Genomic DNA, 24,723 nt, shown 5'->3' with positions numbered 1-24,723 from the left:
TCTGAGTGTTCACTTCATTGGCCGTAGGCAATGCTGTCGACGTACCAGACAGCCTCGCCGGTCGGCGTCTGCACCACCACCTCGTCGCCCTCCTCCTTTTTGAGCAGGGCGCGGGCCATGGGCGAGTCGATCGAAATATAGTCATTGCGGCCATAGATCTCGTCATAACCGACGATGCGAAACTTCATACGCTCGCCGTCGTCGTTCTCGATCTCGACCCAAGCGCCGAAGAACACCCTGCCTTCCTGTTGCGGCGAATAGGCCACCACCTTCACATCCTCGAGGCGTTTACGCAGGTAACGGACGCGACGGTCGATCTCGCGCAGCAGCTTCTTGTTGTACTGGTAGTCGGCATTCTCGCTACGATCCCCCAACGAAGCCGCCCAGGCGACCTTTTGGGTGATCTCAGGACGGTACACCCGCCACAGATGGTCCAGCTCTTTTTTCAGGGCTTCATGACCTTCGGTGGTGATGATGTTGGTGCTCAACGGCGCTCTCCTCAACGGCGGGTGATCAGGCCCTGACGAGCGATGCGGGTCAGCTGGCCGATGACCTGGGCCGCATCGCAGGCCAGGGGAGCCTGGATCACCGCCAGGTCGAAGCGATCGCTGGCGTATTGTTCGAGCGGGGCCACGCCGTCGATGAACTGGATCAGAAACGCCCGGGCTTGGCCCTTGCGCCGGGAAAGGCCTTCAAGGTGGCGCAACAGCGTGGGTTGATGCTGGCCGCCGAGCAGAATGCGCGGGGTGCGGGAAGCCTGGCTGGCAGGCAGGGGGGTCAGGCAGACACTGGTACGTGGACAACTCATGGTGGATTCTCTACGCCTCGCAAAACCCGCTGGGCTGCGGTGGGAGGCATCACCGAACCAGCGCTTTAGCGGTATTTCGGACGCGCATCGATGGGGCGTGTCCCGCGCCCCGCAAGTAGCTGTTTAAATCGGCGCAGGCAGTATCCTAGAGCCTAGCGTCACCGGCCGCAAGCCCACCTTCATCGTGCCTAGCGCCGCACCACCCGTTCCAGCTGCGAGCGCTGGCGATTGAAAGCCAGGAAGTACTTGTTGACGCTGTTGACGAAATTCACCGGGCCCATGCCCACCTGCTCCATGGCGATGCGCTCGGTCTGGAAGAACCACTGGTTGCCGTTCAGTCCGCGCCGGCGGGCCTCAGCGCGCATGGCCTGAACCCGCTCCGGACCGAGGTTGTAAGCCGCCAGGGTGAACGCCATGCGCTCGCGCTCGTTGATCTTGGGACTGGCGAAGAACATGCGACGGATCAAGGCCAGGTAACGGGCACTGGCCTGGACATTGCCATCGACCGTCGCAGTGTTGCTGACGCCAACGCGCTGCGCCGCCGCAGGCGTGATCTGCATCAGGCCATGGGCCCCGCCCGTGCCCCGCGCAGCCGGGTTGAGCGTCGATTCCTTGAACGCCAACGCTGCCAGATTGAGCCAGTCGATCTGCTGTGCCTGGCCATGTTTCTGCAACACCGGGCGTAACGATGCCAGACGCTGGCGATCCTTGCGCGCCAAGGGGTTGTGCACCCGGTACTGGCGCCGGTAGATGCGCTCGAAGGCAGCGTCCTGGTTGCCCGGTGCACGGTAGCCCTGGAGGAAGCGGTCGACCGCACCGAGCAGCAGTGTGGCGTCCTTGCGCACGTACCAGCGCATGGGCTGAGGCTTGCCCAACTGCACCCGAGTGTCCAAACGCAGCCGTGGCATCACCCGGGCCCAACGCTGGGCGATCGGCTGTTCGACCACGGTCAGTGGGTAGATGCCGGCCTGGACCATTTCCAGCACATCTTCGACCGCCAGCGTTGAATCGACCCACTCGATCTTGATCGGCGGACGCTTGCGCAGGGCCAAACGCTGGTTGATCTGGGCAATCGCCGCGCCCGCGGCGCTGGCCGAAGTCAATGCCACGGTGCGCCCGGACAACTGCTCAGGGCGGCTGAAACGCCGCTCGCCCTTGCGCCCGACCAGAATCAATGCAACCTGATCGCGGACCGGAGCGCTTTCGCCAACGTGTCCCACTACGCTCGGATCGAGCAGTTCGCCCGGCGCGGCCAGGTCGCCTTCGCCACGCTGCAGGGCGCCCAGCAGTTGCTCTTTGGCCCGGGGGATAATCTTGAGCTCGATCCGTTGACCGTCCTCCAGCCGGGCATTGAGGTAGTGCTCGAAACTGCGCAAACGGTAGTACTCGATACCCACCGGCTCACCCTTGACCTCCCCCGAGCTGTTACGGCTCTGGTTGACTAACACCCGAAGCACCTTGCTGCTGCGGATCTGCTCGAGGTCGCGCACCTGGGTCGCCGGTGCATGCGGCTGCGGACCGGCCAGCCCTGCCAGGGCCGGACCTGCGCCAAGCAGTGCGAACATCAGCAGCAGGGTGAGCAAAGGTCGCAGCATGAAACGTATCCGAGGTGGTGGGCGGCGCCAGCAAGGCGCGGTCATACCCTGAGAAATGAGGCTAAAAGACCGCGGCAACCGCCTGAAGTTCTTGGCTTTTTCCCGAAAATCGCGTTTTTTGCTATGCTGGCCGCCCCGCGGCACGAGGTAGCACCATGCAACTGATCGATATCGGCGTCAACCTGACCAACAGCAGCTTCCACGGCCAGCAAGCCGCCATCGTCGAACGCGCCGTCGAAGCCGGCGTGTCGCGCATGGTGCTGACCGGCACCAGCCTTGAGGTCAGCGAACAGGCACTGGCGCTGTGCCACGAACTCGACGCACCGGGCCAGCACCTGTTCGCCACCGCCGGCGTGCACCCCCATGACGCCAAGTCATGGACCAGCGACAGCGAACGCCAACTGCGTCAGTTGCTGGCCGAGCAGCGGGTGGTGGCGGTCGGCGAATGCGGGCTGGACTTCAATCGCGACTTCTCCCCTCGCCCGCTCCAGGAAAAGGCCCTGGAGGCACAACTGGCACTGGCCGCCGAGTTGCAACTGCCGGTGTTCCTGCACGAGCGCGATGCCAGCGAGCGACTGCTGGGGATTCTCAAGAACCTGCGCGACCATCTGCCAGCGGCGGTCGTGCATTGTTTCACCGGCGAGCGAGCGGCGTTGTTCGCCTACCTCGATCTCGATCTGCACATCGGCATCACCGGCTGGATCTGCGACGAACGCCGCGGCACACACCTGCACCCCCTGGTGGGCAACATCCCGACCGGCCGCCTGATGCTGGAGAGCGATGCGCCCTACCTGCTGCCGCGCAGCCTGCGGCCCAAACCGAAGAACGGTCGCAACGAGCCGGCGTTTCTCCCCGAGGTCCTGCGCGAGGTGGCATTGCACCGTGGAGAAAGCCTGGAGCAGACCGCCGCCCACACAACCGCCACGGCCGAGGCATTCTTCCAATTGAGCCAAGGCTGACACTGCCTGGCCATGGTTTGTTGACTCATATCAAGGCCTCTCTGACGGGCGCGGGCACAATGATGGCACCTTGCCAACAATGTTTCCGCTCAACTCAGAGAAGACCTACCCATGGGTGCCTGGCTTAGCAATGTTTCCCTGAAGTACAAATTCTGGGCCGTCAACGCGGTGGCCTTCGTCACGACCCTGCTTCTGGTGCTCTATGCCGTGCACCTCGAGCAGCGTGCCCGCATCGATGCCGCACGTACCCAGGCCGAGGCCCAGGCGCAGTTACTGGCGGCCTGGCCGGCTGGGCAGCCGCTGCCGAGCCAGGCCGACGTGATCACCTGGCAAGCCGGACAGACGCCTACCCTGGGCGGCGAGCCACTGCCAGCCTTGCGCAACGCCCAAGGCTGGGTCGAGCTGCCTGCGGCCTGGGTGGTGGGCAAGCAGCCGCTGTACGGCGCCCAGGTGCTGCAACATGGCCCGCAGCAGGTCGCCGTGCTGGCCCACGCGCCCAGCCTGCGCCAGGTGTTCTTCGACCGGTTCGGCAACTATGCGCTGTGCGTACTGGTGCTGATGTTGGCGATGCTCGGCGCATCGCAGTTGCTCATCCGCTTTCTGCTCAGCCAGCTCAACACCCTCAAGGACGTGATGCTGCACGTCGAGAAGACCGGCGACCTGTCCGCCCGCGTACCGCTGGCCTGTGGCGATGAGGTCGGCCAGATGGCGGGCGCCTTCAACGCCATGCAGGCGACCTACCATCGGGTAGTCGGCACTGTCGCCCGCACGGCCGCGCAACTCGACGCCGGCGCGGCGCGCCTGGCGGCGAGCATGAGCGAAGTGCGTCACGGCATGCTCGGCCAACAAAGCGAAACCGACCAAGCGGCCACGGCGATCAACCAGATGTCGGCCACCGTACACCACATCGCCCAGCATGCTGGGGCCACCCGCGATCTCTCCCAAGCCGCCGACACCCTGGCCGGCGATGGTCAGCATGTGGTCAGCCGCGTGCAAACTTCCATCGCCGGACTATCCAGCGGGGTGCAGCAGACCGCACAGATGATCAATCAGCTGGCCGAGGACAGTCAGAAGATCAACGGTGTGGTCGGGGTGATCCATAGCATCGCCGAACAAACCAACCTGCTCGCTCTCAACGCCGCTATCGAGGCCGCCCGTGCCGGCGACCTGGGACGGGGTTTCGCGGTGGTCGCCGATGAAGTGCGCAGCCTGGCCAAGCGCGTGCAGACCTCCACCGACGAAATCACCCGCATGGTTGCCGACCTGCAGGCGGGCACCCGTGACGCCGTGGAGTTCATGCAGGAGAGTTCGTACAAGGCTGACGATTGTGTGCGCGAAGCACGCGAGGCAGGCGAAGCCCTGGCGCAGATCACCGGTGCGGTGGCACAGATGCGCGAAAGCAACACGCAGATCGCCGTGGCCGCCCAGCAACAGAGCCAGGTCGCCGAAGAAATGAACCGTGCCGTGGTCAGTATCCGTGATGTCACCGAACAGACCGTGCAACAGACTGTCGGCTCGGCCACCACCAGCGACGAATTGGCGACCCTGGCCGGCGAGCTGAACAAGGTCATCGGCCAGCTCAAGCTATAACCACCATAGCCAGCCTCGATTGGCCCCCGTCCGGGGGCCGCACTAAGCTTGGGGCATGATCTGGAGGAAATGCCCATGAGCAAGCGACTGCCCAATCTCCACGCCTGGCAATGGCGCGGATACCACCACAACCACCGTCACCCGACCAACCTGGTGCTGCACCTGATCGCCGTGCCGCTGTTCATCCTCGGTGCATTGCTGGTGCTCTCGGGACTGTTCGGCCTGGACCTCGGACAGATCGCCGTCGGTATCATCGCCCTCCTCGCGGGCCTGGGCATGCAACGCCAGGGCCATCGCCTGGAGACCGAGCAACCCGAACCCTTTGCCGACCGCAAGGATGCCGTGAAACGCTTGCTGACCGAGCAGTTCATCACCTTTCCGCGCTTCGTGCTCAGTGGCGCCTGGTGGCGAGCCTGGCGTGAACGGCACAAGCATCGCCACTGATACGCTGCCCAGCGGCGGAACTACTTGCCCGCCTTGACCCGCCGCAATGCCTTGAGCAAGGCTTCCAAGGTCGTATCGGCCGTCTGTTCGGCCTCGTGCAGCTCGCGCTCCCATTGCTCCAGGCACGGCTCCAGGTCGGCTTGATCGCGTCCCTGAAGCAGCCATTGCAGGCGGTCATGCCAGTCCCCTAGATCGCCTTGAGCACGCTTCAACAACTTCTGCAGCTTCTCGCCTGCATGTCCCAATTGCGGATAGGCCTCGTCACCGTAGCGGGCGCGCTTGATCAGCAACCGCAGGCGATGTCTGTCATGGGCAGGGTCGCGCAGGGCATCGTGCAGCTTGTGCAATTGCTTGACCAGGCGTCTGTCGATGCGCTGAGCCAACTTCGGCGTCAGACCTTCGCGACCCGCCGCGCGCAGGAACAGAGGAAACGCATCGAGAATCGCCAGCACCCGGGTCAGTTCCGCGCTGCCCGCGACCCTGGCGAAGGTCTGCGCACGTCCAGCCAGACGCCGCCGCCCCGCCTCCACTTGACCCCGACGCAACAGCTCGGCTGCCAATACCTCGCGGTCGCGCAGCGGCGTGGTCAGCGCTCCCAGCGACTTGCACGCCCCCTCCAGCTGCTCCACTCCTGGCAGCCCACGCAAGGGGCGTAACAGGCTGCGCAGGCGCCGTACGTTGGTGCGCAGGTCATGCAGCGCCTCGCTGTCGGTATCGGCGGCTAGGCGTTCTCTGCAGGCCAGCAGGCGCACCTGCAGGGTCAGTACCTGGGCAACCACATGATCGAGCATGGCAGCCATGGAAAGCTCCTTGGTCAGCGACCGGCACGCGACTCACGAATGTAGAAACGCGCCTTCTCGGCCTTCCTGGTGCAACCCTCGAACCCTTCGAACTGCTGCTGGGTCTTGGCACCGGTGAGCAGCGACAACGCCTTGGAATAACTGACGGTACCGGCGAAGCCCTCGGCCTTGGCCAGGTCGAGCTCTTTCCAGGCGGCATCCAGCTGGGTCGCACAGCTGTCACGGTAGGCCGTCTTGCCGGCGCAGCCAGCCAGCGCCAGAGCAATCAGAGGAAGGCAGATCCAGGCTTTCATCGGTGTTACCTCAAAGGGAAAAAGAATGGCTGTTCGACGCCCAGGCAGACGAAAAGTGCCGTGCTGGGCAGGTGCTGCCGGGCATGCTTTGCTTAGGGTAGCTCAGCCCGGCGCGCATTGAAGCACACCGCGCGAAGGTGCATTGTGGGACCATGGTTGCACAGGTGGGGGAAAAACGATGAGCAAACGCGTGGCGCTGGTACTGGGTTCGGGGGGCGCCCGAGGGTATGCCCACATCGGGGTGATAGAGGAAATCGAGCGGCGCGGCTACGAGATTGCCTGCGTCGCCGGCTGCTCCATGGGCGCGGTCATTGGCGGCATCTACGCCGCCGGCAAGCTCGAAGACTACCGCAGCTGGATCGAGAGCCTCGACTACCTGGACGTATTGCGCCTGGTCGATGTCAGCTTTCGCCTTGGCGCCATTCGCGGCGACAAGGTATTCGGGCAGATTCGCAAGATCGTTGGCGAGATCAATATCGAGCAATTGCGCATTCCCTACACGGCCGTGGCGACCGACCTCACCAACCAACAGGAAATCTGGTTCCAGGAAGGCTGCCTGCACCAGGCCATGCGCGCCTCGGCGGCGATTCCCAGCTTGTTCACCCCGGTGATGCAAGGTAACCGCATGCTGGTCGACGGTGGCATTCTCAATCCGCTGCCGATCGTGCCAGTGGTGTCCAGCCATAGCGACCTGATCATCGCAGTCAACCTCAACTCGACCAACCAGAAGCAGTATCAGTTGCCAGTGATCGAACGCCCGGCAGCGTTCAAGATGCGCTTCGATGCACTGATCAGCTCGCTCGGTTCGCGCCTGCCGTTTCGCCGCAAGCCTGCCGAGGAACTCATCCGCATCGAACAGGAAATCGTCAGCGAGGGGCTGGCCCCGCCGAGCCCCTGGCTGACCGACGAAGCCGACCCCGAGGCCCAGCAACCGGCGGCAGCGCCGGAGCACAGTGGCGCACCGAAATCGGCGACGGGCTCGTTCATCATCGACAACGTCGGACCCGCATCGCTACTGGACCTGATCAACCAGAGCTTCGAAGTGATGCAGACGTCGCTGGCCCAGTACAAGATCGCCGGATACCCACCGGACGTGCTGATCAACGTGCCGAAACGGGTATGCCGGTTCTTCGAATTCTACAAGGCACCGGAGCTGATCGCGCTGGGACGGGAAATCGCACGCGATACGTTGGACAACTACGAAGGGCAGAAGCGCTAAGGCGTTGCCTGGGAGTGCTTGTGTTGAGTGTTGAGTGTTGTGTGCGGCGCTCGATCGCATAGGCGCAACATCCTCCCGCCGAGCCCAAAAAAACAGGCCGCATATAGCGGCCTGTTTGGTCATGCATCCAGCACTCAGTAACGCGTGATATCCGCGCTGCCTTCGAGCTGCTTGCGATACGCAGCGAAGTCCTGCTGGCCGGCACGCGAAGCGAGGTAGCGGCGGATCTGCTGCTTCTCCTCGTCGGTGGCCGCAGCGCCATCGTTGACGCCCTTGAGCTGCAGCACCACCAGGCTACCGTCGGCCAGGACCACGCTGCCGTAGACAGGTTTGTCCTTGGCCTGCGGCTTGGGCAGGCGGAACAGCGCCTGCAGCTCGGCCGGGTCGATACCGTCCTGGGCACGGGTGACCGCTTCGGCTTGCTTCCAGACCTGGCCTTCATAGGCCTCGGCACCGGCGATGGAGCCGTCCCGCAGGCCGGCGATCAGCTTGTCGGCCTTGGCCTTGAGCTCGGCGGTGGCCTTTTCCTTGGCCAGGTGATCGGCGATGTTGCCGGCCACGGCTTCCAGCGGCAGCTGCTCTGGCTTACGGTGTTCCTTGACCCGCAGTACCACGGTGGTTTCCGGGTCCAGCTCGATGGCAGTGCTGTTGGCGCCCTCCTCGAGGACCTCCTCGGAGAACGCGGCCTGCACCACCTGACGGTTGGCAGTGATGCCGTCGCCACCTTCACGGCCAAACGGTGCCGAGGTCTGCACCTTGAGGTTCAGGTCCTGGGCTGGCTGGGCCAGGTCGGAAGCCTCGTAGGCGGCATCCTGAAGCTGCTTGCTGGCGTCCACGTAGCGCTGTTCGACCAGAGGTGTCTTCAGGTCGCGGATCAGTTTGTCCTTCAGGCTGGCGAAGCTCGGCACCTCGGGCGCCTCGACACCCAGCAACTTGATCAGGTGATAGCCGTACTCAGTCCGGACCGGTGCCGATACCTGGCCCTTGTCGAGCTTGTACAGTGCGGTCTCGAAGGCCGGGTCATACACGCCCGGGCCAGCGAAGCCGAGATCACCACCGCTGCTGGCCGAACCCGGGTCCTGGGAGAACTCCTTGGCCAGCGCGGCGAAATCCTCGCCTTTGGCCAGACGTTGCTGGATTTCCTCGATGCGAGCCTTGGCCTGGGCATCGCTGACCTTGTCGTTGACCTCGATGAGGATGTGCGCGGCGTGGCGCTGCTCGGCAAGGTTGGCGATTTCCTTCTCGTACTGCGCCTTGAGCTCGTCGTCGCTGACCTTGACCTGATCGAAGAACGCCGATTTCTTGAGCTCGACGTAGTCGATGACGACCTGGTCGGGGCTCATGAATTCCTTGGCGTGCTGGTCGTAGTGCGCCTTGATCTCCTCATCGCTGATCTTGATCGCGGCCGGGTTGGCCTTGAAGGTCAGGGAAGCGAAATCACGGGTCTGTTTTTCCAGGCGGGCGAAGGCGTCCACCTGCTGGTCGGTAACGAAGCTGCTGCCGGCGATGCCGGTGCGCAGTTGGCCGATGAGCATCTCTTCGGCCAGCATGGCGCGGAATTGCATGCGGCTGTAGCCCATCTGGCGAATGACCTGGTCAAAACGGTCGGCACTGAACTTGCCATCCACCTGGAACTCCGGCGTCTGCAGGATCACCTGATCCAGCGCGGCCTCGGAGAAGGCGAACTTGGCATCGGCAGCGCCCTGCAGCAGCAGCTTGCGGTCGATCAGCCCCTTGAGCGCTGCTTCGCGCAGCATTTTCTCGTCCAGCAAGGCCGGGTCGAAATCCTTGCCCAGCTGTTGCATGAGCTGGCGGCGCTGCATCTCAGCCGCCTGGCTCAGCTCGCTCTGGCTGATGGTCTCGCCGTTCACCTTGGCGGCGTCCTGGCTATGGGTGGCAGCCTGGAAAATGGCCTCGAAACCGGTCAATGCCATCAGCATGACGATAAGGCCGATGATGGTCTTGGCAATCCAACCTTGTGAATTGTCCCTGATATTTTGCAGCATGCGTCCCCCAGAAACGGCTGTACCACTGCGTCGACAACCGCGGAGCGTGGGTAGAATCCTGATAAAAGAAAGGCGCATCCGAGGATGCGCCTTTTCTTAGCAAACGTTTCAGGCGGGAACGTTTGCGTCCCGCCGTCACCGTGCTCGGACCTGGCCAGGCCGGGTCCGGCTGAAAGACGACTTAGTTGACGGCGTCTTTCAGGCCTTTGCCAGCCTTGAAGCCTGGAACCTTGGCAGCGGCGATCTTGATGGCCTTGCCGGTTTGTGGGTTGCGGCCGGTGCGCTCGGCGCGCTCTTTGACCGTGAAGGTACCGAAGCCAACCAATACCACGTCGTCGCCTGCTTTCAGGGCGCCGGTGACGGATTCGATGACTGCATCCAGCGCACGGCCGGCTACAGCTTTCGGGATGTCTGCAGATGCGGCGATAGCGTCAATCAGTTCCGACTTGTTCACTCTAAGTCCCCTTATATCTCTATTGAGTTTGTTTCTAAGTATGTAATGAAAAGCTTATGAAACGTGCGCTGAGTGGCTTACTGACAATAGCGTGCCGCTTTATAGCAAGGCCCCGAAAAAACTGTCAAGGAAAGCCCCCCAGCCAAAAACTACTAGTGCGTGCTGATTCTTTCCTTAGCATCGCCGTCGCGCTTTTCATCTTTCGCGACAATCTCGGGAGCCACATCTGGCAAGGGCTCCGGGGCGTATTGCAGCGCAATTTGCAGGACTTCGTCAATCCATTTAACCGGTTTGATTTGCAGATCCTGTTTGATATTTTCAGGAATTTCCTTCAAATCGCGAACATTTTCCTCCGGAATGATCACCGTCTTGATACCACCCCGGTGCGCGGCCAGCAGTTTTTCTTTCAGGCCACCAATGGCCAATACCTGCCCCCGCAGGGTGATTTCACCGGTCATGGCCACATCGGCACGCACAGGAATCTGGGTCAGCGCCGACACCAACGCGGTGCACATGCCGATACCGGCACTCGGGCCATCCTTGGGCGTGGCGCCTTCGGGCATATGGATATGCACGTCGTGTTTCTCGTGGAAATCGGCAGCGATACCCAGGCTGCGGGCTCGGCTGCGGACCACGGTCTGCGCGGCGGTGATCGATTCGACCATGACGTCGCCGAGCGAGCCGGTCTTGATCAGTTGCCCCTTGCCGGGAATCACCACGGCCTCGATGGTCAGCAGTTCGCCGCCTACCTGGGTCCAGGCCAGGCCGGTCACCTGGCCGATCTGGTCCTGTTGCTCGGCCAGACCATAGCGGAACTTGCGCACACCCAACAGGTGCTCGAGCTGCTCGCTGGTGACCTTGACCCGTACCTGTTTCTGCCCGGTGTGCTCTTTGACCACCTTGCGGCAGACCTTGGCGATCTGGCGCTCGAGGCCCCGCACCCCGGCTTCGCGGGTGTAGTAACGAATGATGTCGCGGATGGCCGAGACGTCGATCTCGAGCTCTTCCTTCTTCAAGCCGTTGGCCTTGACCTGCTTGGGCGTCAGGTATTTGACCGCGATGTTGATCTTCTCGTCCTCGGTGTAGCCCGGCAGGCGGATGATTTCCATCCGGTCCAGCAGCGCCGGCGGAATGTTCATCGAGTTCGAGGTACACAGGAACATCACATCCGAAAGGTCGTAGTCGACTTCCAGGTAGTGGTCGTTGAAATTGTGGTTCTGCTCGGGATCGAGCACCTCCAGCAAGGCCGAGGCCGGATCGCCACGCATGTCGCTGCCCATCTTGTCGATCTCGTCGAGCAGGAACAGCGGGTTGCGTACACCCACCTTGGTCATTTTCTGGATCAACCGACCCGGCATCGAGCCGATGTAGGTGCGACGATGGCCACGGATCTCGGCCTCGTCACGCACGCCACCGAGGGCCATGCGCACGAACTTGCGGTTGGTCGCCGCGGCGATCGATTCGGCCAGCGAGGTCTTGCCCACGCCAGGCGGGCCGACCAGGCACAGCACCGGACCACGAATTTTCTTCACGCGCTTCTGCACGGCGAGGTACTCGAGGATCCGCTCCTTGACCTCTTCCAGACCATAGTGATCGGCATCGAGGATTTCCTCGGCCTTGGTCAGGTCCAGGCGCACCTTGCTCTGAGCCTTCCAAGGCACTTGCACGAGCCAATCCAGGTAAGTACGGACCACGGTGGCTTCGGCCGACATCGGCGACATCTGCTTGAGCTTGTTCAGCTCAGCCTGAGCCTTGGCCAGGGCATCCTTGGGCAGCCCCGCGGCGTCGATACGCTTTTTCAGCTCCTCGACTTCGTTGTGGCCTTCATCGCCATCGCCGAGCTCTTTCTGAATGGCCTTCATCTGCTCATTCAGGTAGTACTCGCGCTGGCTGCGCTCCATCTGTTTCTTGACTCGGCCGCGGATGCGCTTCTCGACCTGCAGCAGATCGATTTCGGCATCCAGCAGCGCCAGCACGTGCTCGACACGCGCGGCCAGGTCGACGATTTCGAGGATTTCCTGCTTCTGCTCGATCTTCAGGGCCATGTGCGCGGCCATGGTATCGACCAGGCGGCCAGGTTCTTCGATGCTGTTGAGCGACGACAGGACTTCAGCCGGCACTTTTTTGCCCAGCTGAACGTACTGCTCGAACTGGGACAGCAAGGTGCGCACGAAGACTTCCGACTCGCGCTCGGCGGCGTCGGTTTCATCGATCAGGGAGACTTCGGCACGGATGTGCCCGTCCACTTCGTTGAAGCGCTCGACCGCGCCGCGCTGCTCGCCTTCGACCAGTACCTTGACGGTACCATCGGGCAGCTTGAGCAGTTGCAGCACGGTGGCGACGGTGCCGACCCGATACAGGGCGTCTTCGCCCGGATCGTCGTCGGCTGGGTTCTTCTGGGCCAGCAGGAGAATCTGCTTCTCGCCCGTCATCGCTGCCTCGAGGGCTTCGATGGACTTTTCACGCCCCACGAACAGCGGGATGACCATATGCGGATAGACGACGACGTCACGCAATGGCAAAAGAGGCAAGTCGAGGGTGGTCTTCATGATTTCGCCTCTACAGCGGCCTTGTGGCCGGAAACCGTTGGAAATGTTGCTTGGAGCTAATGTGGGGGCATGCCTGGGAAATTACAAGCGCTAGTGCAGGAAAAGCAAAAAGGGGCCCGCAGGCCCCTTGTTTGCTCGCCACCACAGCTCCGACTCAGGCGTCGGGAGCAGCCTTGGCTTGCGGCTCGCTGTTTTCATAGATCAACAGCGGCTGCGACGTGCCATCGATGACACTCTCGTCGATCACCACCTTGCTGACTTCCTTCTGCGAAGGAATCTCATACATGGTGTCGAGCAGCACGCCTTCGAGGATCGAACGCAGGCCACGGGCGCCAGTCTTGCGCTCCAGGGCCTTGCGCGCAACGGCCTTGAGTGCATCGCTGCGGAACTCGAGGTCGACGCTCTCCATCTCGAACAGCTTGGCATACTGCTTGGTGAGGGCGTTCTTCGGCTCGGTGAGGATCTGCATCAGAGCAGCCTCATCCAGCTCGTCGAGGGTCGCCAAGACCGGGAGACGGCCCACGAACTCAGGGATCAGGCCGAATTTGACCAGATCGTCCGGCTCGACCTCACGCAGGGATTCCCCGACCTTCTTGCCCTCTTCCTTGCTGCGCACTTCGGCGCCAAAACCGATGCCACCCTTGGTGGAGCGGTTCTGGATGACCTTTTCCAGGCCCGAGAACGCGCCACCGCAAATGAACAGGATGTTGCGGGTATCGACCTGCAGGAATTCCTGTTGCGGGTGCTTGCGCCCCCCTTGCGGCGGAACGGAGGCCACGGTGCCTTCGATCAGCTTCAGCAACGCCTGCTGCACGCCTTCGCCCGAGACATCGCGGGTGATGGACGGGTTGTCCGACTTGCGCGAGATCTTGTCGATCTCGTCGATGTAGACGATGCCCATCTGGGCCTTTTCCACATCGTAGTCGCACTTCTGCAGCAGCTTCTGAATGATGTTCTCGACGTCCTCACCCACGTAACCGGCTTCGGTCAGGGTGGTGGCATCGGCGATGGTGAACGGTACGTTCAACAGGCGTGCAAGGGTTTCGGCGAGCAGGGTCTTGCCCGAGCCGGTCGGCCCGATGAGCAGGATGTTGCTCTTGCCGAGTTCGACTTCGTCACCCTTCTTGTCACGCTGGTTCAGGCGCTTGTAGTGGTTGTACACCGCTACGGACAGCACCTTCTTGGCACGCTCCTGACCAATGACGTACTGGTCAAGGATGCCGCTGATTTCTTTCGGCGAAGGTAATTTGTGCGCGTTGCTCTCGGCCTGGGCTTCCTGCACCTCCTCGCGGATGATGTCATTGCACAGGTCGACGCACTCGTCGCAGATAAATACCGAGGGCCCGGCAATCAATTTGCGCACTTCGTGCTGGCTTTTGCCGCAGAAGGAGCAATAGAGCAATTTGCCGCTGTCCTCGCCGTTACGGGTGTCAGTCATTCGATCGATCCAATCCGGTAGGCTTGCAACACAAGATGAAGGCAATTGCGGGCTTTTTCAAGTCCGCAGGTAGGCGCTTTCGACGCCTACCTGCTCTGGCGCCTGGGTTCAGGAGGCCAGTTGCCGCTTGTCGTAGACCGAGTCGATCAGGCCGTACTCGGCCGCGCGCGAGGCGCTCATGAAGTTGTCACGTTCGGTGTCGCGCTTGATGGTCTCGAGGTCCTGGCCAGTGTGGTAGGCCAGCAGCTCGTTCAGGCGTGCCTTGATATTGAGGATTTCCTGGGCATGGATCTCGATATCGGTAGCCTGCCCCTGGAAACCGCCCAACGGCTGGTGAATCATCACCCGCGAGTTCGGCAGGCAGTGACGCTTGCCCTTGGCCCCGGCAGCGAGCAGGAACGCGCCCATGCTGCAGGCTTGGCCGATGCAGATGGTCGACACGTCCGGCTTGATGAACTGCATGGTGTCGTAGATCGACATACCAGCAGTGACCGAGCCACCAGGGGAGTTGATGTACAGATGGATATCCTTGTCCGGGTTTTCCGCTTCAAGGAACAAGAGCTGCGCCACGACCAGGTTGGCCATGTAGTCCTCTACGGGACCCACCAGGAAGATTACGCGCTCCTTCAAAAGGCGCGAGTAAATGTCATAGGCGCGTTCGCCACGGGCGGACTGCTCGATAACCATCGGGACCAGGCCGCCTGCAGCCTGGATGTCAGAGCTCTGCTGAATATAAGAATTGCGGGACATGTCCTGCGCTCACTCCCAAATAGTCATGGCTTGATAACGCACAAGCCAGCGCGAAGGCTGGCTTGTGGGGGTTTCCTACGAGAGAAACGTATTACTCAGCTTCGGCAGGAGCCTGTGCTGGTTTTACGGCTTCTTCGTACGAGACCGATTTGTCGGTCACAGTCGCTTTCTGCAGAACAGTATCTACAACTTGTTCTTCCAGCACAACCGAACGCACTTCGTTCAGCTGCTGGTCGTTTTTGTAGTACCAGGCGATGACCTGCTCAGGCTCCTGGTAGGCGGAAGCCATTTCCTCGATCATCTCGCGGACCTTGGCGTCGTCCGGCTTGAGTTCGAACTGCTTGACCACTTCGGCGACGATCAGGCCCAGCACAACGCGGCGCTTGGCTTGCTCTTCGAACAGCTCGGCTGGCAGTTGCTCGGGCTTGATGTTGCCACCGAACTGCTGAACGGCCTGCACGCGCAGACGGTTGACTTCGTTTTCCAGCAGGGCCTTCGGCACTTCGATCGGGTTGGCGGCCAGCAGACCGTCCATGACCTGGTTCTTGACCTTGGTCTTGATGGCCTGGCGCAGTTCACGCTCCATGTTCTTGCGAACTTCGGCGCGGAAGCCTTCCAGGGTCGACTCCTTGATGCCGAACTGGGCGAAGAAGGCTTCGTTCAGCTCCGGCAGCTCAGGGGCAGCAACGCTGTTGACGGTGATGGTGAACTCGGCGGCTTTACCAGCCAGGTCCAGGTTCTGGTAGTCCTCTGGGAAGGTCACGTTGACAACGCGCTCTTCGCCAGCCTTGGCGCCTACCAGGCCGTCTTCGAAGCCAGGGATCATGCGACCCGAGCCCAGCACCAGCTGGGTGCCCTTGGCCGAACCACCGGCGAAGGCTTCACCGTCGATCTTGCCGACGAAGTCGATGTTGACCTGATCGTCGTTCTGCGCAGCGCGCTCGACGTTCTCGAAACGTACGTTCTGCTTGCGCAGCACTTCCAGCATGTTGTCCAGGTCGGCGTCGGCCACTTCGGCGCTCAGACGCTCGACGCTGATCGACTCCAGGCCGGCAACGGTGAACTCAGGGAAGACTTCGAAGATCGCGACGAACTCCAGGTCCTTGCCCTTTTCGAAGGACTTCGGCTCTACGGCCGGAGCGCCAGCCGGGTTCAGCTTCTGCTCGACGATGGCTTCGTAGAAGGAAGCCTGAACCAGGTCACCGAAGGCTTCTTGGCGGGCGTCGGCTTCGAAACGCTGACGGATCACGCTCATCGGCACCTTGCCTGGGCGGAAGCCCGCGACCTTGGCACGCTTGGCAGTCTGTTGCAGACGCTTGTTGACTTCGTTCTCGACGCGCTCGGCCGGAACGGCGATGGTCATGCGGCGCTCGAGAGCGGAAGTGTTTTCAACAGAAACTTGCATGGATATTCCTCGTTGCACAGACGTTAGCCGGCGATAGCCCGACTCCAGAATCAAGGGCGAACATTCTAGTGAGTCACGCACCAGAAGTCACCCCACCCGGGACGACGGGAAACCACGCCGGTCGATTAACTTTGCAAGGCCCGTGCACCAAGGCAACGGGCTTCTTTATATACAGTGGCCGCGCACCCTCGCTCGAGCACGCAACCGAAATAACTTGTCAAACAACTGCAAGCGACGAAATCGCCCCTACTGCGGGTCGATTTCGTTGAACTGGCAGTACTCTTCCCACTCCATACCCAACGCCTCGGCCACCTCGCGGTGCGTCTCCAGGCGCATGGCATGCAGTTGCTCAGGGCTCTCGGCGATCAGTTGCAGTGCCAACTCCCAGGGCTGCAGGCCCTGCTCCTCGGCAGCATCCTCGAATGCCCACTGAATCTGCTGCTCCTGCTCACGGGCATCGAGCTCGCGGATCTCCTCGAGCAGCTGCGGATTGGCTTCGGCGAAGCGCTGCAGCGCCAAGACCTGGCGGGCTTCTTTTGCAATCATCGGCTCGCTCCTCTGCCAGCCCATTGGGCCGGTGTTTCAACCGGCTGAAATCTAACAGCTTTTATTGGGGTGCCACCAGAGGATTACAAGGCGAAACCGAGCAAAGGCGGCAAGGTTTTGAGCGTTGGGGTTGTGGGGGGGGGGGGGGGGGGGGGGGGGGGGGGGGGGGGGGGGGGGGGGGGGCGGGGGGGGGGGGGGGGGGGGGGGGGGGGCGGGCCCCCCCCCGCGAAGAGGGCAGCGTGGTAGTCCTGGTTAAATACCTGGCAGCCCCAGCGCCTGCGCACAGGCTTGCACCGACCGCTGCTCGCTCTGCGCATACAATGTCAGCTCATCCTGCACCTGCAGTCCCAATGCCGCCTCGAAGGCCTCGCGGTTGGCATTGCTGCCGTATTCGGCCTGGGCGTCATCGCCCAGATTGGACTGGAAGATCCCCGCTGCACTGACCGGCAGGAAGTCTTCGTACACCAACGCTTCGAAATGCACGTGGCCGGCTTCGATCAGGCCTTCCAGGGTTGCCGGACGGTCTTGCTGACCACGGGCCGCCAGGCCTTTGTCGGTGGGGAAGTAGCGGAAGTACGCCAGGCCCTGTTCACGCATCTGCGCGAGGTCGTCGGGGAAGGTGGCGAAGCTTTCCTGCAGCAGTGCCATGTAGCGCTCGGCATTGGCCTCGGCGGGTGCGCCACCGAGGGCGGCGCGGGTAGCGTCCAGCAGCTGGTCGTAGAGCTGACGGCCCTTGGGCGTCAGCGCTGCGCCGCGTTGCTCGATCTCGCCGAAGCGTGCTGTGTGGCTGCCTTCGTTACCGTGCTGGCCGCTGAAGGCGACCTTTTCCTGCAGGGCCTTGAAGCTGGTCTGGCGTAACAGGATCGGGTGACGGCGGGTGGGGGGGCCTTCGACTACCGCTTTGGGTGGAATGCCCTTGGCCGGCATGCCGCGCTGAATGGCGTCGATGTCCAGGGTGCGCGGGGTCAGATGGTTGATATGCGGGCCTTTGAAGGCTACCACGTCGGCGATCAGACGGTGCTGGTCGTGCAGTTGTTGGTACTGCTCGGCGGTGACCGTGGCGTCCTGGTGCCAGCGGAAGGTGTGCAGGGCCTCCTGCACGAATGCGTCGGCATCTTCGGCGTTCAGGCCACCGTCACGTTCGGCTTGGGCGATCAGCTCGAGCGCACGGGGGGTGAAGATCTTGCGTTTGGCCAGAATGTCCTCGGCCAGGGCTCGCAATTGCGGGCTGTCGATCAGTTCCAGGCGCAACAACGAGGTGAACACGCGGAACGGGCTGACATGCAGCGATTGCTCGTGCACGGCGCGGAAGGCGGTGGAGTGCACTGGCACGCCGGCCGAGCTCAAGTCGTAGTAGCCGACCGGCTGCATGCCCATGACCGCGAACAGACGGGCGATGGTCGCCAGTTCTTCGGGTGTGCCGACGCGGATGGCGCCGTGGCGTTCCTGGTCGAGGCGTTCTATTTCGCCGGTCCAGCGCAGGGCCTGGGCAACCTGGGGTTGCTCGGCCATGACCTGCTGGTTGATTTCGCTCACCAACTCCAGCAGCGTGCCGTACAGCGGCACTTCCTGTTTGTACATGAGCGACATGGCGGCAGAGAACTGCGCGCGGATGCTGTCGGGGCTGACGAAATCGTGGGCGGGCATCGCTAGCTTCCTGGTTGGGTTCGGACACTTACATGAAAGCTGGGAATGCACTCTGGCCACAAGCGAAAAAAAGTGCGTGAGTCATTCCTTTTATGATCGACCTTGATGGCCTCTTCGCGGGCTTGTCCCGCGAAGAGGCCATCAAGCCGGGAACTGCTCGCGAATCCACTCCACCAATGCCCGAACCTTCGGCACCTCGGCCGCATGCTCGGCATACGCCAGGTAATGAGCCCCCGCGCTGCGCATCGGATGATTCCAGGGAATGACCAGGCTGCCTTCTGCCAGCTCCTTGGCTGCCAGATAGCGCGGCACCAAGGCCACCCCGCAGCCGGACTGCGCCGCGCTCAAGGCCATGTAGAAGGTGTCGAAGCGCGGCCCGTGGTAAGCGCTGACGCTGTGCAGCTCCAGCTCCAGAAACCACTCGTGCCAGGCCTCGGGCCGTGAGGTGCTCTGCAGCAGCACCAGCTCGGCCAGCTCTGCGGCGCTGCCAAGCTCACGCCCGGCCAGCAGTTCTGGCGCGCACACCGGCACCACTTCTTCACCGAACAGTTCCACGCAGGTGGCGCCCGGCCAGGTGCCCTGGCCATAGAAGAACACCACGTCCGCCGAGCCCTGCAACAACGCGAACGGCTCCATCTCGTTGCGGATGTCCAGATGAATGTTCGGGTGGCGCTTGCCGAAGCCCTTCAGGTGCGGGATCAACCAGCGCACGCCGAAACTCGGCTGGGTGGCTACCTTCAATATCTCGGTCTGCTCGCCATACGTCAGCACATAGCGACTGGACATGTCGACCTGGGTGAGGATCTTGTTGACCTCGGCCAGGTACAGGCTGCCGGCCGGGGTCAGTTGCAGGCGCCGACGGATGCGCAGGAACAGGTGATGGCGCAGCATCTCTTCAAGCTGCGCCACCTGTTTGCTGACTGCGCTCTGGGTCAGGTGCAGTTCTTCGGCGGCACGGGTAAAACTCAGGTGGCGGGCTGCGGCCTCGAAGCATTGCAGCGCGGTCATGGAGGGCACCAGGCGTTTGGACATAGCGGTCTCTGTGGCTCGAATCATTACCTGACGGAATGATATGCGGAATAAAGGTCGTTTGTTGCACCAGAGTGATCGGATTAATACTGATCCCCATCAATTTTCCACCCCATCACCCGATGTAGGAGATGCACAAATGGTTGCTGGATTGCTCGAGCGCCTTGGCGTTGCCGCCGAGGCTTACACCCAGGGCGACTACCCTGTTCACACGCCGATCGACGGCAGCCAGATCGCCTCGGTGAAACTGCTTGGCAAGGCCGAGACCACTGCTTGCATCGATCAGGCCCACAGCGCTTTCGAAGCCTGGCGCAGCGTGCCGGCTCCGCGCCGGGGCGAACTGGTGCGCCTGTTCGGTGAAGTGCTGCGCGCCCACAAGGCCGATCTTGGCGAGCTGGTCTCGATCGAAGCCGGCAAGATCACCCAGGAAGGCCTGGGTGAAGTGCAGGAAATGATCGACATCTGCGACTTCGCCGTCGGCCTGTCACGTCAGCTCTATGGTCTGACGATCGCCTCCGAGCGCCCGGGCCACCACATGCGTGAAACCTGGCACCCGCTGGGCGTGGTCGGTGTGATCAGCGCGTTCAACTTCCCGGTGGCCGTATGGGCCTGGAACACCGCCCTGGCGCTGGTGGCCGGCAACGCGGTGGTGTGGAAACCGTCGGAAAAGACGCCATTGACCGCGTTGGCTTGCCAGGCGCTGTTCGAAAAGGCCCTGAAGGCCTTCGGCGATGCTCCTGCAGGCTTGGCGCAGTTGGTGATCGGTGGCCGTGAGGCCGGCGAAGCCCTGGTCGACGACCCGCGTGTTCCGCTGGTCAGCGCCACCGGCAGCACCCGCATGGGCCGTGAAGTCGGCCCACGGGTGGCAGCACGCTTCGGCCGCAGCATCCTCGAATTGGGCGGCAACAACGCCATGATCCTGGCGCCGAGCGCCGACCTTGACCTGGCCGTGCGTGGCATCCTGTTCTCCGCCGTCGGCACCGCCGGTCAGCGCTGTACCACCCTGCGTCGTCTCATCGTGCACCGCTCGATCAAAGACGAGGTAGTGGCTCGGGTCAAAGCCGCCTACGGCAAGGTACGCATCGGCGACCCACGCAAGGACAACTTGGTCGGCCCGCTGATCGACAAGCAGTCGTTCGACGCCATGCAAGGCGCACTGGCCAAGGCCCGTGACGAAGGTGGCCAGGTGTTCGGCGGCGAGCGCCAACTGGCCGAGCAATACCCGAACGCCTATTACGTGTCGCCGGCCATCGCCGAGATGCCCGGGCAGAGCGACGTGGTACGCCACGAGACGTTTGCGCCGATCCTCTACGTGCTGGCCTACGACGATTTCGAAGAGGCCCTGCGCCTGAACAACGAGGTGCCCCAAGGCCTGTCGTCGTGCATCTTCACCACCGACATTCGCGAGGCCGAGCGCTTCCAGAGCGCCTCGGGCAGTGACTGCGGTATCGCCAACGTCAACATCGGCACCAGCGGTGCCGAGATCGGTGGTGCGTTCGGTGGCGAGAAGGAAACCGGCGGTGGGCGTGAGTCCGGCTCCGATGCCTGGAAAGGTTACATGCGTCGTCAGACCAACACCGTGAACTACTCGCGTGAGTTGCCGCTGGCGCAGGGGATCGTGTTCGACTGATGCTGCATGGCCGGGGGCATTGCCCCCGGTTCGCGGGTAAGCCCGCTCCCACAGGCGCCACACAGGCCTCAAGGGCAGTGGAGGTCCTGTGGGAGCGGGCTTGCCCGCGAATGGGCTGCAAAGCAGCCCCAACAAGAACAAATTGCTGGAGCCGGGCCATGGCCGAACTGCGTCAACAATGCTTGTGGGAATTCGTCAGTAAACCTGCCGTCGCCGTTCAGGCCCTGGCCGGTGAACACAAAACCGACGTATGCGTCATCGGCGGGGGCATCACTGGCCTGTCGGCGGCCATCCACCTGCTCGAACAGGGCAAGTCGGTGATCCTGCTGGAGGCCTGGCAGATTGGCCATGGCGGCTCCGGGCGCAACGTCGGGCTGGTCAATGCCGGTACCTGGATCCGTCCCGACGATGTCGAGGCGACCCTGGGCCACAAGCAAGGCGGTCGTCTGAACAAGGTGCTTGGCGAAGCCCCTGGTGAAGTGTTCGCCATGATCGAGCGTCTTGGCATCGACTGCCAGGCGCAGAACAAGGGCACCCTGCACATGGCGCACAACGCCACTGGCATCGCCGACCTCGAGGCGCGTCACACCCAGTGGAGCCGTCGCGGTGCCGACGTCGAGCTGCTGACTGGCGCCCAGTGCCAGGAATACTGCGGCACCGACAAGATCTCCGCCGCGCTGCTCGACCGCCGCGCCGGTACCATCAACCCCATGGGTTATAGCCAAGGCCTGGCGGCTGCCGTGGTACGCCTGGGCGGCAAGCTGTTCCAGCAGTCCTCGGTCGAAGGCCTTTCACGTGAAGGCGATGCCTGGCGAGTGAAGACCGCTCACGGCTCGGTGCGTGCCGAGAAGGTGGTGATTTCCACGGGGGCCTACACCGAAGGCGACTGGAGCAACCTGCAAAAGCAGTTCTTCCGAGGTTACTACTACCAAGTGGCCTCCAAGCCGCTGCAAGGCGCCGCCGCCGACAAGGTCCTGCCCCATGGGCAAGGTTCGTGGGACACGCGCACGGTGCTCAGCAGCATCCGCCGCGATGACCAAGGGCGCTTGCTGCTCGGCAGCCTCGGCCGGGTCGACAACAAGCCGGCGTGGTTCGTGCGTAGCTGGGCTGACCGGATCCAGCGCCATTACTATCCTGAATTGGGCAAGGTCGAGTGGGAAATGCACTGGACCGGCTGCATCGACTTCACGCCGGATCACCTGATGCGCTTGTTCGAGCCGGCGCCGGGGCTGGTGGCGGTGACTGGCTACAATGGTCGTGGCAATACCACCGGGACCGTGATCGGGCGAGCATTCGCCGAGTTTCTGCTCAAGGATCAGCCGGACAGTCTGCCGATCCCGTTCTCGCCGATGAAGGGTGTGAGTGCGCCTTCGCTGCGCACTGCGTTCTATGAATCGGGGTTCTCGCTGTATCACGCGGGGCAGTGTTTGCGGGTGGTGTTGTAGCGGCGGGCGTCATCGCCGGCAAGCCGGCTTCTGCAGATCCGCGTTGGCCGGTCCAGGCTATCTATGCAACCAGCTGAGAAAGCCGCCTTTCTTGATTGAAGGCGGCTTCTGCAACAGCAACGACTCCCGGCTCTGTCGGCGAAACCGTTGCAGCTTGGTCAGCGCCACCTGCACCTCGCCTCGCTGCTCCAGGCAGCTCTTTACCTGGGCCTTGTCGATGCGGTACAGCACGCAGCTGGTCAGTGTCCTGAATTCGGCCAGCGAGTCGTCCTCGTCGACGATGCCCTCGATCCCCAGCACCTCCCCCGGCCCCATGCGCCCCGCTTCGAGCAGTTTGTCGCCATCGCGCACCGAGGCTGATACCACGCCGCTACCGATCACCAGCAGATAGTCGGAGTGCGCTCCCACTTCGAGGATCACCTGGTCGGCCAGGTATTCCACGGTGGTCATGCGCTGGCTCAAGGCATCGCGCTCGTCCTCGCTCAGCGAGCGGAACACCCGCACCTCGTCCAGCACGTCGCGTTGGCGGCTGCGCGGCGGCATCGCCAGGTCGGCGTTCCACACCACGCCGCTGGCCTCCAGGTGGCGGTGCGCCAGGTCGAACAGCTGATTGCGTGCCTCGCCCTTGCCGGCCATGTCGGCGATGAAACCGCTGGCCTCGTATTCCACCGCGCCGAGGGATGACGTCTTCACCGAGACTCTGGGCGGCGGAGAGGGGAGGATCGCCCGGGTGCCCTGCAGAGCCTTTTCCAGGGCATCGAACACCCGCCGGGGGCGTACCTTGGCCGGCACCACCACGCTGATCGACACCCCGTGCACATCCGGCGGGCGGCTGTGGTTGAGCAACCGCGCCTTGGCCGCCACCGAGTTGGGGATCACCGCCAGACTGCCGGTGCCGGTGAGCAGGCGCGTGGCGAACAACCACCAGCCGATGGCCAGCACCGTGGCCATGAGATTGCGCGCCAGGTCGTCTGGCCAGGGGGGTGGCTGCAGCGGGCTCATCCCGGCAGCCAGCAGCACCGCGCTGAACAGCAGGAAGATCGCTAGCCGTGCGCCGATGCGCCAGAGCCTTCGGTGGATGGGGATCAGCTGCCAGAGGATGAGGTCGAGCAGGATCAAGGTAGCGCCGAGCAACAACGGGGAAGACTGGATGAACGCCAGCATGATCGTCTCGGTACAGGGGAGGGCTGTGGGTAGTAATAGAGCAGGTTCGTGCGCCAGGCAATGGGCTTGCTCGCGAAAAAACCGCCGCCGATCTATCGTTCACAAAATAGAACGCTAAAGCCAAAAAAAGCAGTCTACCGCTCCAAAGGTCCCGGTTTTAATCTTCTCCCATCAACGCGAAACACCCAACTACTGAAAATCGACACCTTAGGAGCTACGACCATGAGCAACTTCAAATACAACCGCCTGAACAAAGACGACGCCGCTGTTCTGCTGGTCGACCACCAGGCTGGCCTGCTGTCGCTGGTCCGTGACATCGAGCCGGACAAATTCAAGAACAACGTGCTGGCCCTGGCCGATCTTGCCAAGTTCTTCAACCTGCCGACCATCCTCACCACCAGCTTCGAGCAAGGCCCCAACGGCCCGCTGGTGCCCGAACTGAAAGCGCTGTTCCCGGATGCCCCGTACATCGCCCGCCCAGGCCAGATCAACGCCTGGGACAACGAAGACTTCGTCAAGGCGGTGAAGGCCACCGGCAAGAAGCAGCTGATCATCGCTGGTGTAGTGACTGAAGTGTGCGTGGCCTTCCCGGCCCTGGCGGCCCTGGAAGAAGAGTTCGATGTGTTCGTGGTCACCGATGCTTCCGGCACCTTCAACGAAATGACCCGCGACGCCGCGCACAACCGCATGAGCCAGGCCGGTGCGCAACTGATGACCTGGTTCGGCGTGGCCTGTGAGCTGCACCGCGACTGGCGCAACGACATCGAAGGGCTGGCAACGCTGTGCTCGAATCACATCCCGGATTACCGGAATCTGATGACCAGCTACAACGCCTTCAACGCCGGCAAGTGAGCCGACCCTGCCCCGGGCTCGTCCGGGGCAGCATTTTCCATTGATCACTACGCCCGTCTGCCGTTGCACAGTGGGTGCGGGCACGCTCATCCAAGGAACA

General features: G+C 62.6%; 22 protein-coding genes. 7 read left to right on the top strand and 15 right to left on the bottom strand.

Going from position 1 to position 24,723, the window contains the following annotated elements:
- Nucleotides 1–14: 14 nt before the first annotated feature.
- The 3 genes from greB to KY379_RS10535 form a co-directional block, all read right to left on the bottom strand.
- A complete protein-coding gene (gene greB / locus KY379_RS10545; protein WP_261241645.1) occupies nucleotides 15–488 on the bottom strand; it encodes a transcription elongation factor GreB in 474 nt (157 codons plus the stop codon).
- Between the two features lie 11 nt (nucleotides 489–499).
- On the bottom strand, nucleotides 500–808 hold the full coding sequence (locus KY379_RS10540) for a hypothetical protein (RefSeq protein WP_133328501.1): 309 nt from the start codon (nucleotides 806–808) through the stop codon (nucleotides 500–502).
- Between the two features lie 188 nt (nucleotides 809–996).
- Nucleotides 997–2,403, bottom strand: coding sequence for a transglycosylase SLT domain-containing protein (locus KY379_RS10535; protein ID WP_133328503.1), 1,407 nt, complete (start codon nucleotides 2,401–2,403; stop codon nucleotides 997–999).
- A 155-nt stretch (nucleotides 2,404–2,558) separates the two neighbouring features.
- Between KY379_RS10535 and KY379_RS10530 the strand changes: the two genes are divergently transcribed.
- The 3 genes from KY379_RS10530 to KY379_RS10520 all read left to right on the top strand — a co-directional run bounded on the left by KY379_RS10530 (nucleotide 2,559) and on the right by KY379_RS10520 (nucleotide 5,396).
- Nucleotides 2,559–3,362, top strand: coding sequence for a TatD family hydrolase (locus KY379_RS10530; protein ID WP_133328505.1), 804 nt, complete (start codon nucleotides 2,559–2,561; stop codon nucleotides 3,360–3,362).
- A 111-nt stretch (nucleotides 3,363–3,473) separates the two neighbouring features.
- Nucleotides 3,474–4,952: a methyl-accepting chemotaxis protein gene (locus KY379_RS10525; RefSeq protein ID WP_196172103.1), complete on the top strand. Its 1,479-nt coding sequence runs from the start codon at nucleotides 3,474–3,476 to the stop codon at nucleotides 4,950–4,952.
- A gap of 75 nt (nucleotides 4,953–5,027) precedes the next feature.
- On the top strand, nucleotides 5,028–5,396 hold the full coding sequence (locus KY379_RS10520; RefSeq protein ID WP_196172104.1) for an Mpo1-like protein: 369 nt from the start codon (nucleotides 5,028–5,030) through the stop codon (nucleotides 5,394–5,396).
- Nucleotides 5,397–5,416: 20 nt separating this feature from the next.
- Here KY379_RS10520 and KY379_RS10515 read toward each other — a convergent pair whose 3' ends face one another.
- Entirely contained in the window at nucleotides 5,417–6,196 is a 780-nt protein-coding gene (locus KY379_RS10515; RefSeq protein WP_261241644.1) for a CHAD domain-containing protein, read from the bottom strand.
- Between the two features lie 14 nt (nucleotides 6,197–6,210).
- The gene (locus KY379_RS10510) at nucleotides 6,211–6,489 is read right to left on the bottom strand and encodes a hypothetical protein (RefSeq protein ID WP_023379639.1); all 279 of its coding nucleotides are present in this window, start codon (nucleotides 6,487–6,489) and stop codon (nucleotides 6,211–6,213) included.
- A 178-nt stretch (nucleotides 6,490–6,667) separates the two neighbouring features.
- Here KY379_RS10510 and KY379_RS10505 point away from each other — a divergent pair, with 178 nt between their 5' ends.
- The gene (locus KY379_RS10505) at nucleotides 6,668–7,708 is read left to right on the top strand and encodes a patatin-like phospholipase family protein (RefSeq protein WP_133328513.1); all 1,041 of its coding nucleotides are present in this window, start codon (nucleotides 6,668–6,670) and stop codon (nucleotides 7,706–7,708) included.
- A 134-nt stretch (nucleotides 7,709–7,842) separates the two neighbouring features.
- Here the strand turns inward: KY379_RS10505 and KY379_RS10500 are convergent, their stop codons facing one another.
- From KY379_RS10500 to KY379_RS10460, 9 genes are all read right to left on the bottom strand, one after another.
- Nucleotides 7,843–9,714, bottom strand: coding sequence for a SurA N-terminal domain-containing protein (locus KY379_RS10500; protein ID WP_133328515.1), 1,872 nt, complete (start codon nucleotides 9,712–9,714; stop codon nucleotides 7,843–7,845).
- 181 nt (nucleotides 9,715–9,895) lie between these two features.
- Nucleotides 9,896–10,168, bottom strand: coding sequence for a nucleoid-associated protein HU-beta (gene hupB / locus KY379_RS10495; protein ID WP_196172107.1), 273 nt, complete (start codon nucleotides 10,166–10,168; stop codon nucleotides 9,896–9,898).
- A gap of 152 nt (nucleotides 10,169–10,320) precedes the next feature.
- On the bottom strand, nucleotides 10,321–12,717 hold the full coding sequence (lon, locus tag KY379_RS10490; protein WP_133328519.1) for an endopeptidase La: 2,397 nt from the start codon (nucleotides 12,715–12,717) through the stop codon (nucleotides 10,321–10,323).
- A 154-nt stretch (nucleotides 12,718–12,871) separates the two neighbouring features.
- On the bottom strand, nucleotides 12,872–14,155 hold the full coding sequence (gene clpX, locus KY379_RS10485) for an ATP-dependent Clp protease ATP-binding subunit ClpX (protein ID WP_133328521.1): 1,284 nt from the start codon (nucleotides 14,153–14,155) through the stop codon (nucleotides 12,872–12,874).
- A 108-nt stretch (nucleotides 14,156–14,263) separates the two neighbouring features.
- Nucleotides 14,264–14,905, bottom strand: coding sequence for an ATP-dependent Clp endopeptidase proteolytic subunit ClpP (clpP, locus tag KY379_RS10480; protein WP_003259400.1), 642 nt, complete (start codon nucleotides 14,903–14,905; stop codon nucleotides 14,264–14,266).
- Nucleotides 14,906–14,996: 91 nt separating this feature from the next.
- Nucleotides 14,997–16,310 (bottom strand): trigger factor, encoded by a 1,314-nt coding sequence (gene tig / locus KY379_RS10475; protein WP_133328523.1) that lies wholly within the window; start codon nucleotides 16,308–16,310, stop codon nucleotides 14,997–14,999.
- Nucleotides 16,311–16,556: 246 nt separating this feature from the next.
- Nucleotides 16,557–16,856, bottom strand: a complete 300-nt coding sequence (locus KY379_RS10470) for a DUF6388 family protein (protein ID WP_196172110.1) — start codon at nucleotides 16,854–16,856, stop codon at nucleotides 16,557–16,559.
- 252 nt (nucleotides 16,857–17,108) lie between these two features.
- Nucleotides 17,109–18,503 (bottom strand): VOC family protein, encoded by a 1,395-nt coding sequence (locus KY379_RS10465; RefSeq protein ID WP_196171391.1) that lies wholly within the window; start codon nucleotides 18,501–18,503, stop codon nucleotides 17,109–17,111.
- A 141-nt stretch (nucleotides 18,504–18,644) separates the two neighbouring features.
- Nucleotides 18,645–19,535 carry a LysR family transcriptional regulator gene (locus tag KY379_RS10460; protein ID WP_133325399.1) on the bottom strand — a complete coding sequence of 297 codons (891 nt, stop codon included), beginning with the start codon at nucleotides 19,533–19,535 and terminating at the stop codon, nucleotides 18,645–18,647.
- 136 nt (nucleotides 19,536–19,671) lie between these two features.
- On the opposite strand from KY379_RS10460, the gene KY379_RS10455 reads away from it, so the two are divergent.
- On the top strand, nucleotides 19,672–21,162 hold the full coding sequence (locus KY379_RS10455; RefSeq protein ID WP_133325397.1) for an aldehyde dehydrogenase family protein: 1,491 nt from the start codon (nucleotides 19,672–19,674) through the stop codon (nucleotides 21,160–21,162).
- A 158-nt stretch (nucleotides 21,163–21,320) separates the two neighbouring features.
- On the top strand, nucleotides 21,321–22,607 hold the full coding sequence (locus KY379_RS10450) for an NAD(P)/FAD-dependent oxidoreductase (protein ID WP_261239248.1): 1,287 nt from the start codon (nucleotides 21,321–21,323) through the stop codon (nucleotides 22,605–22,607).
- 57 nt (nucleotides 22,608–22,664) lie between these two features.
- On the opposite strand, the gene KY379_RS10445 is transcribed toward KY379_RS10450, so the two are convergent.
- Nucleotides 22,665–23,771: a mechanosensitive ion channel family protein gene (locus tag KY379_RS10445; protein ID WP_261239245.1), complete on the bottom strand. Its 1,107-nt coding sequence runs from the start codon at nucleotides 23,769–23,771 to the stop codon at nucleotides 22,665–22,667.
- Between the two features lie 222 nt (nucleotides 23,772–23,993).
- On the opposite strand from KY379_RS10445, the gene ycaC reads away from it, so the two are divergent.
- Nucleotides 23,994–24,623 carry an isochorismate family cysteine hydrolase YcaC gene (gene ycaC / locus KY379_RS10440; protein WP_261239233.1) on the top strand — a complete coding sequence of 210 codons (630 nt, stop codon included), beginning with the start codon at nucleotides 23,994–23,996 and terminating at the stop codon, nucleotides 24,621–24,623.
- Nucleotides 24,624–24,723: the final 100 nt, after the last annotated feature.

It is taken from the genome of Pseudomonas sp. HD6422, assembly GCF_025377065.1.
Taxonomy (GTDB): Bacteria; Pseudomonadota; Gammaproteobacteria; order Pseudomonadales; family Pseudomonadaceae; genus Aquipseudomonas; species Aquipseudomonas putida_U.
This window is presented reverse-complemented; position numbering and strand designations above follow the sequence as displayed.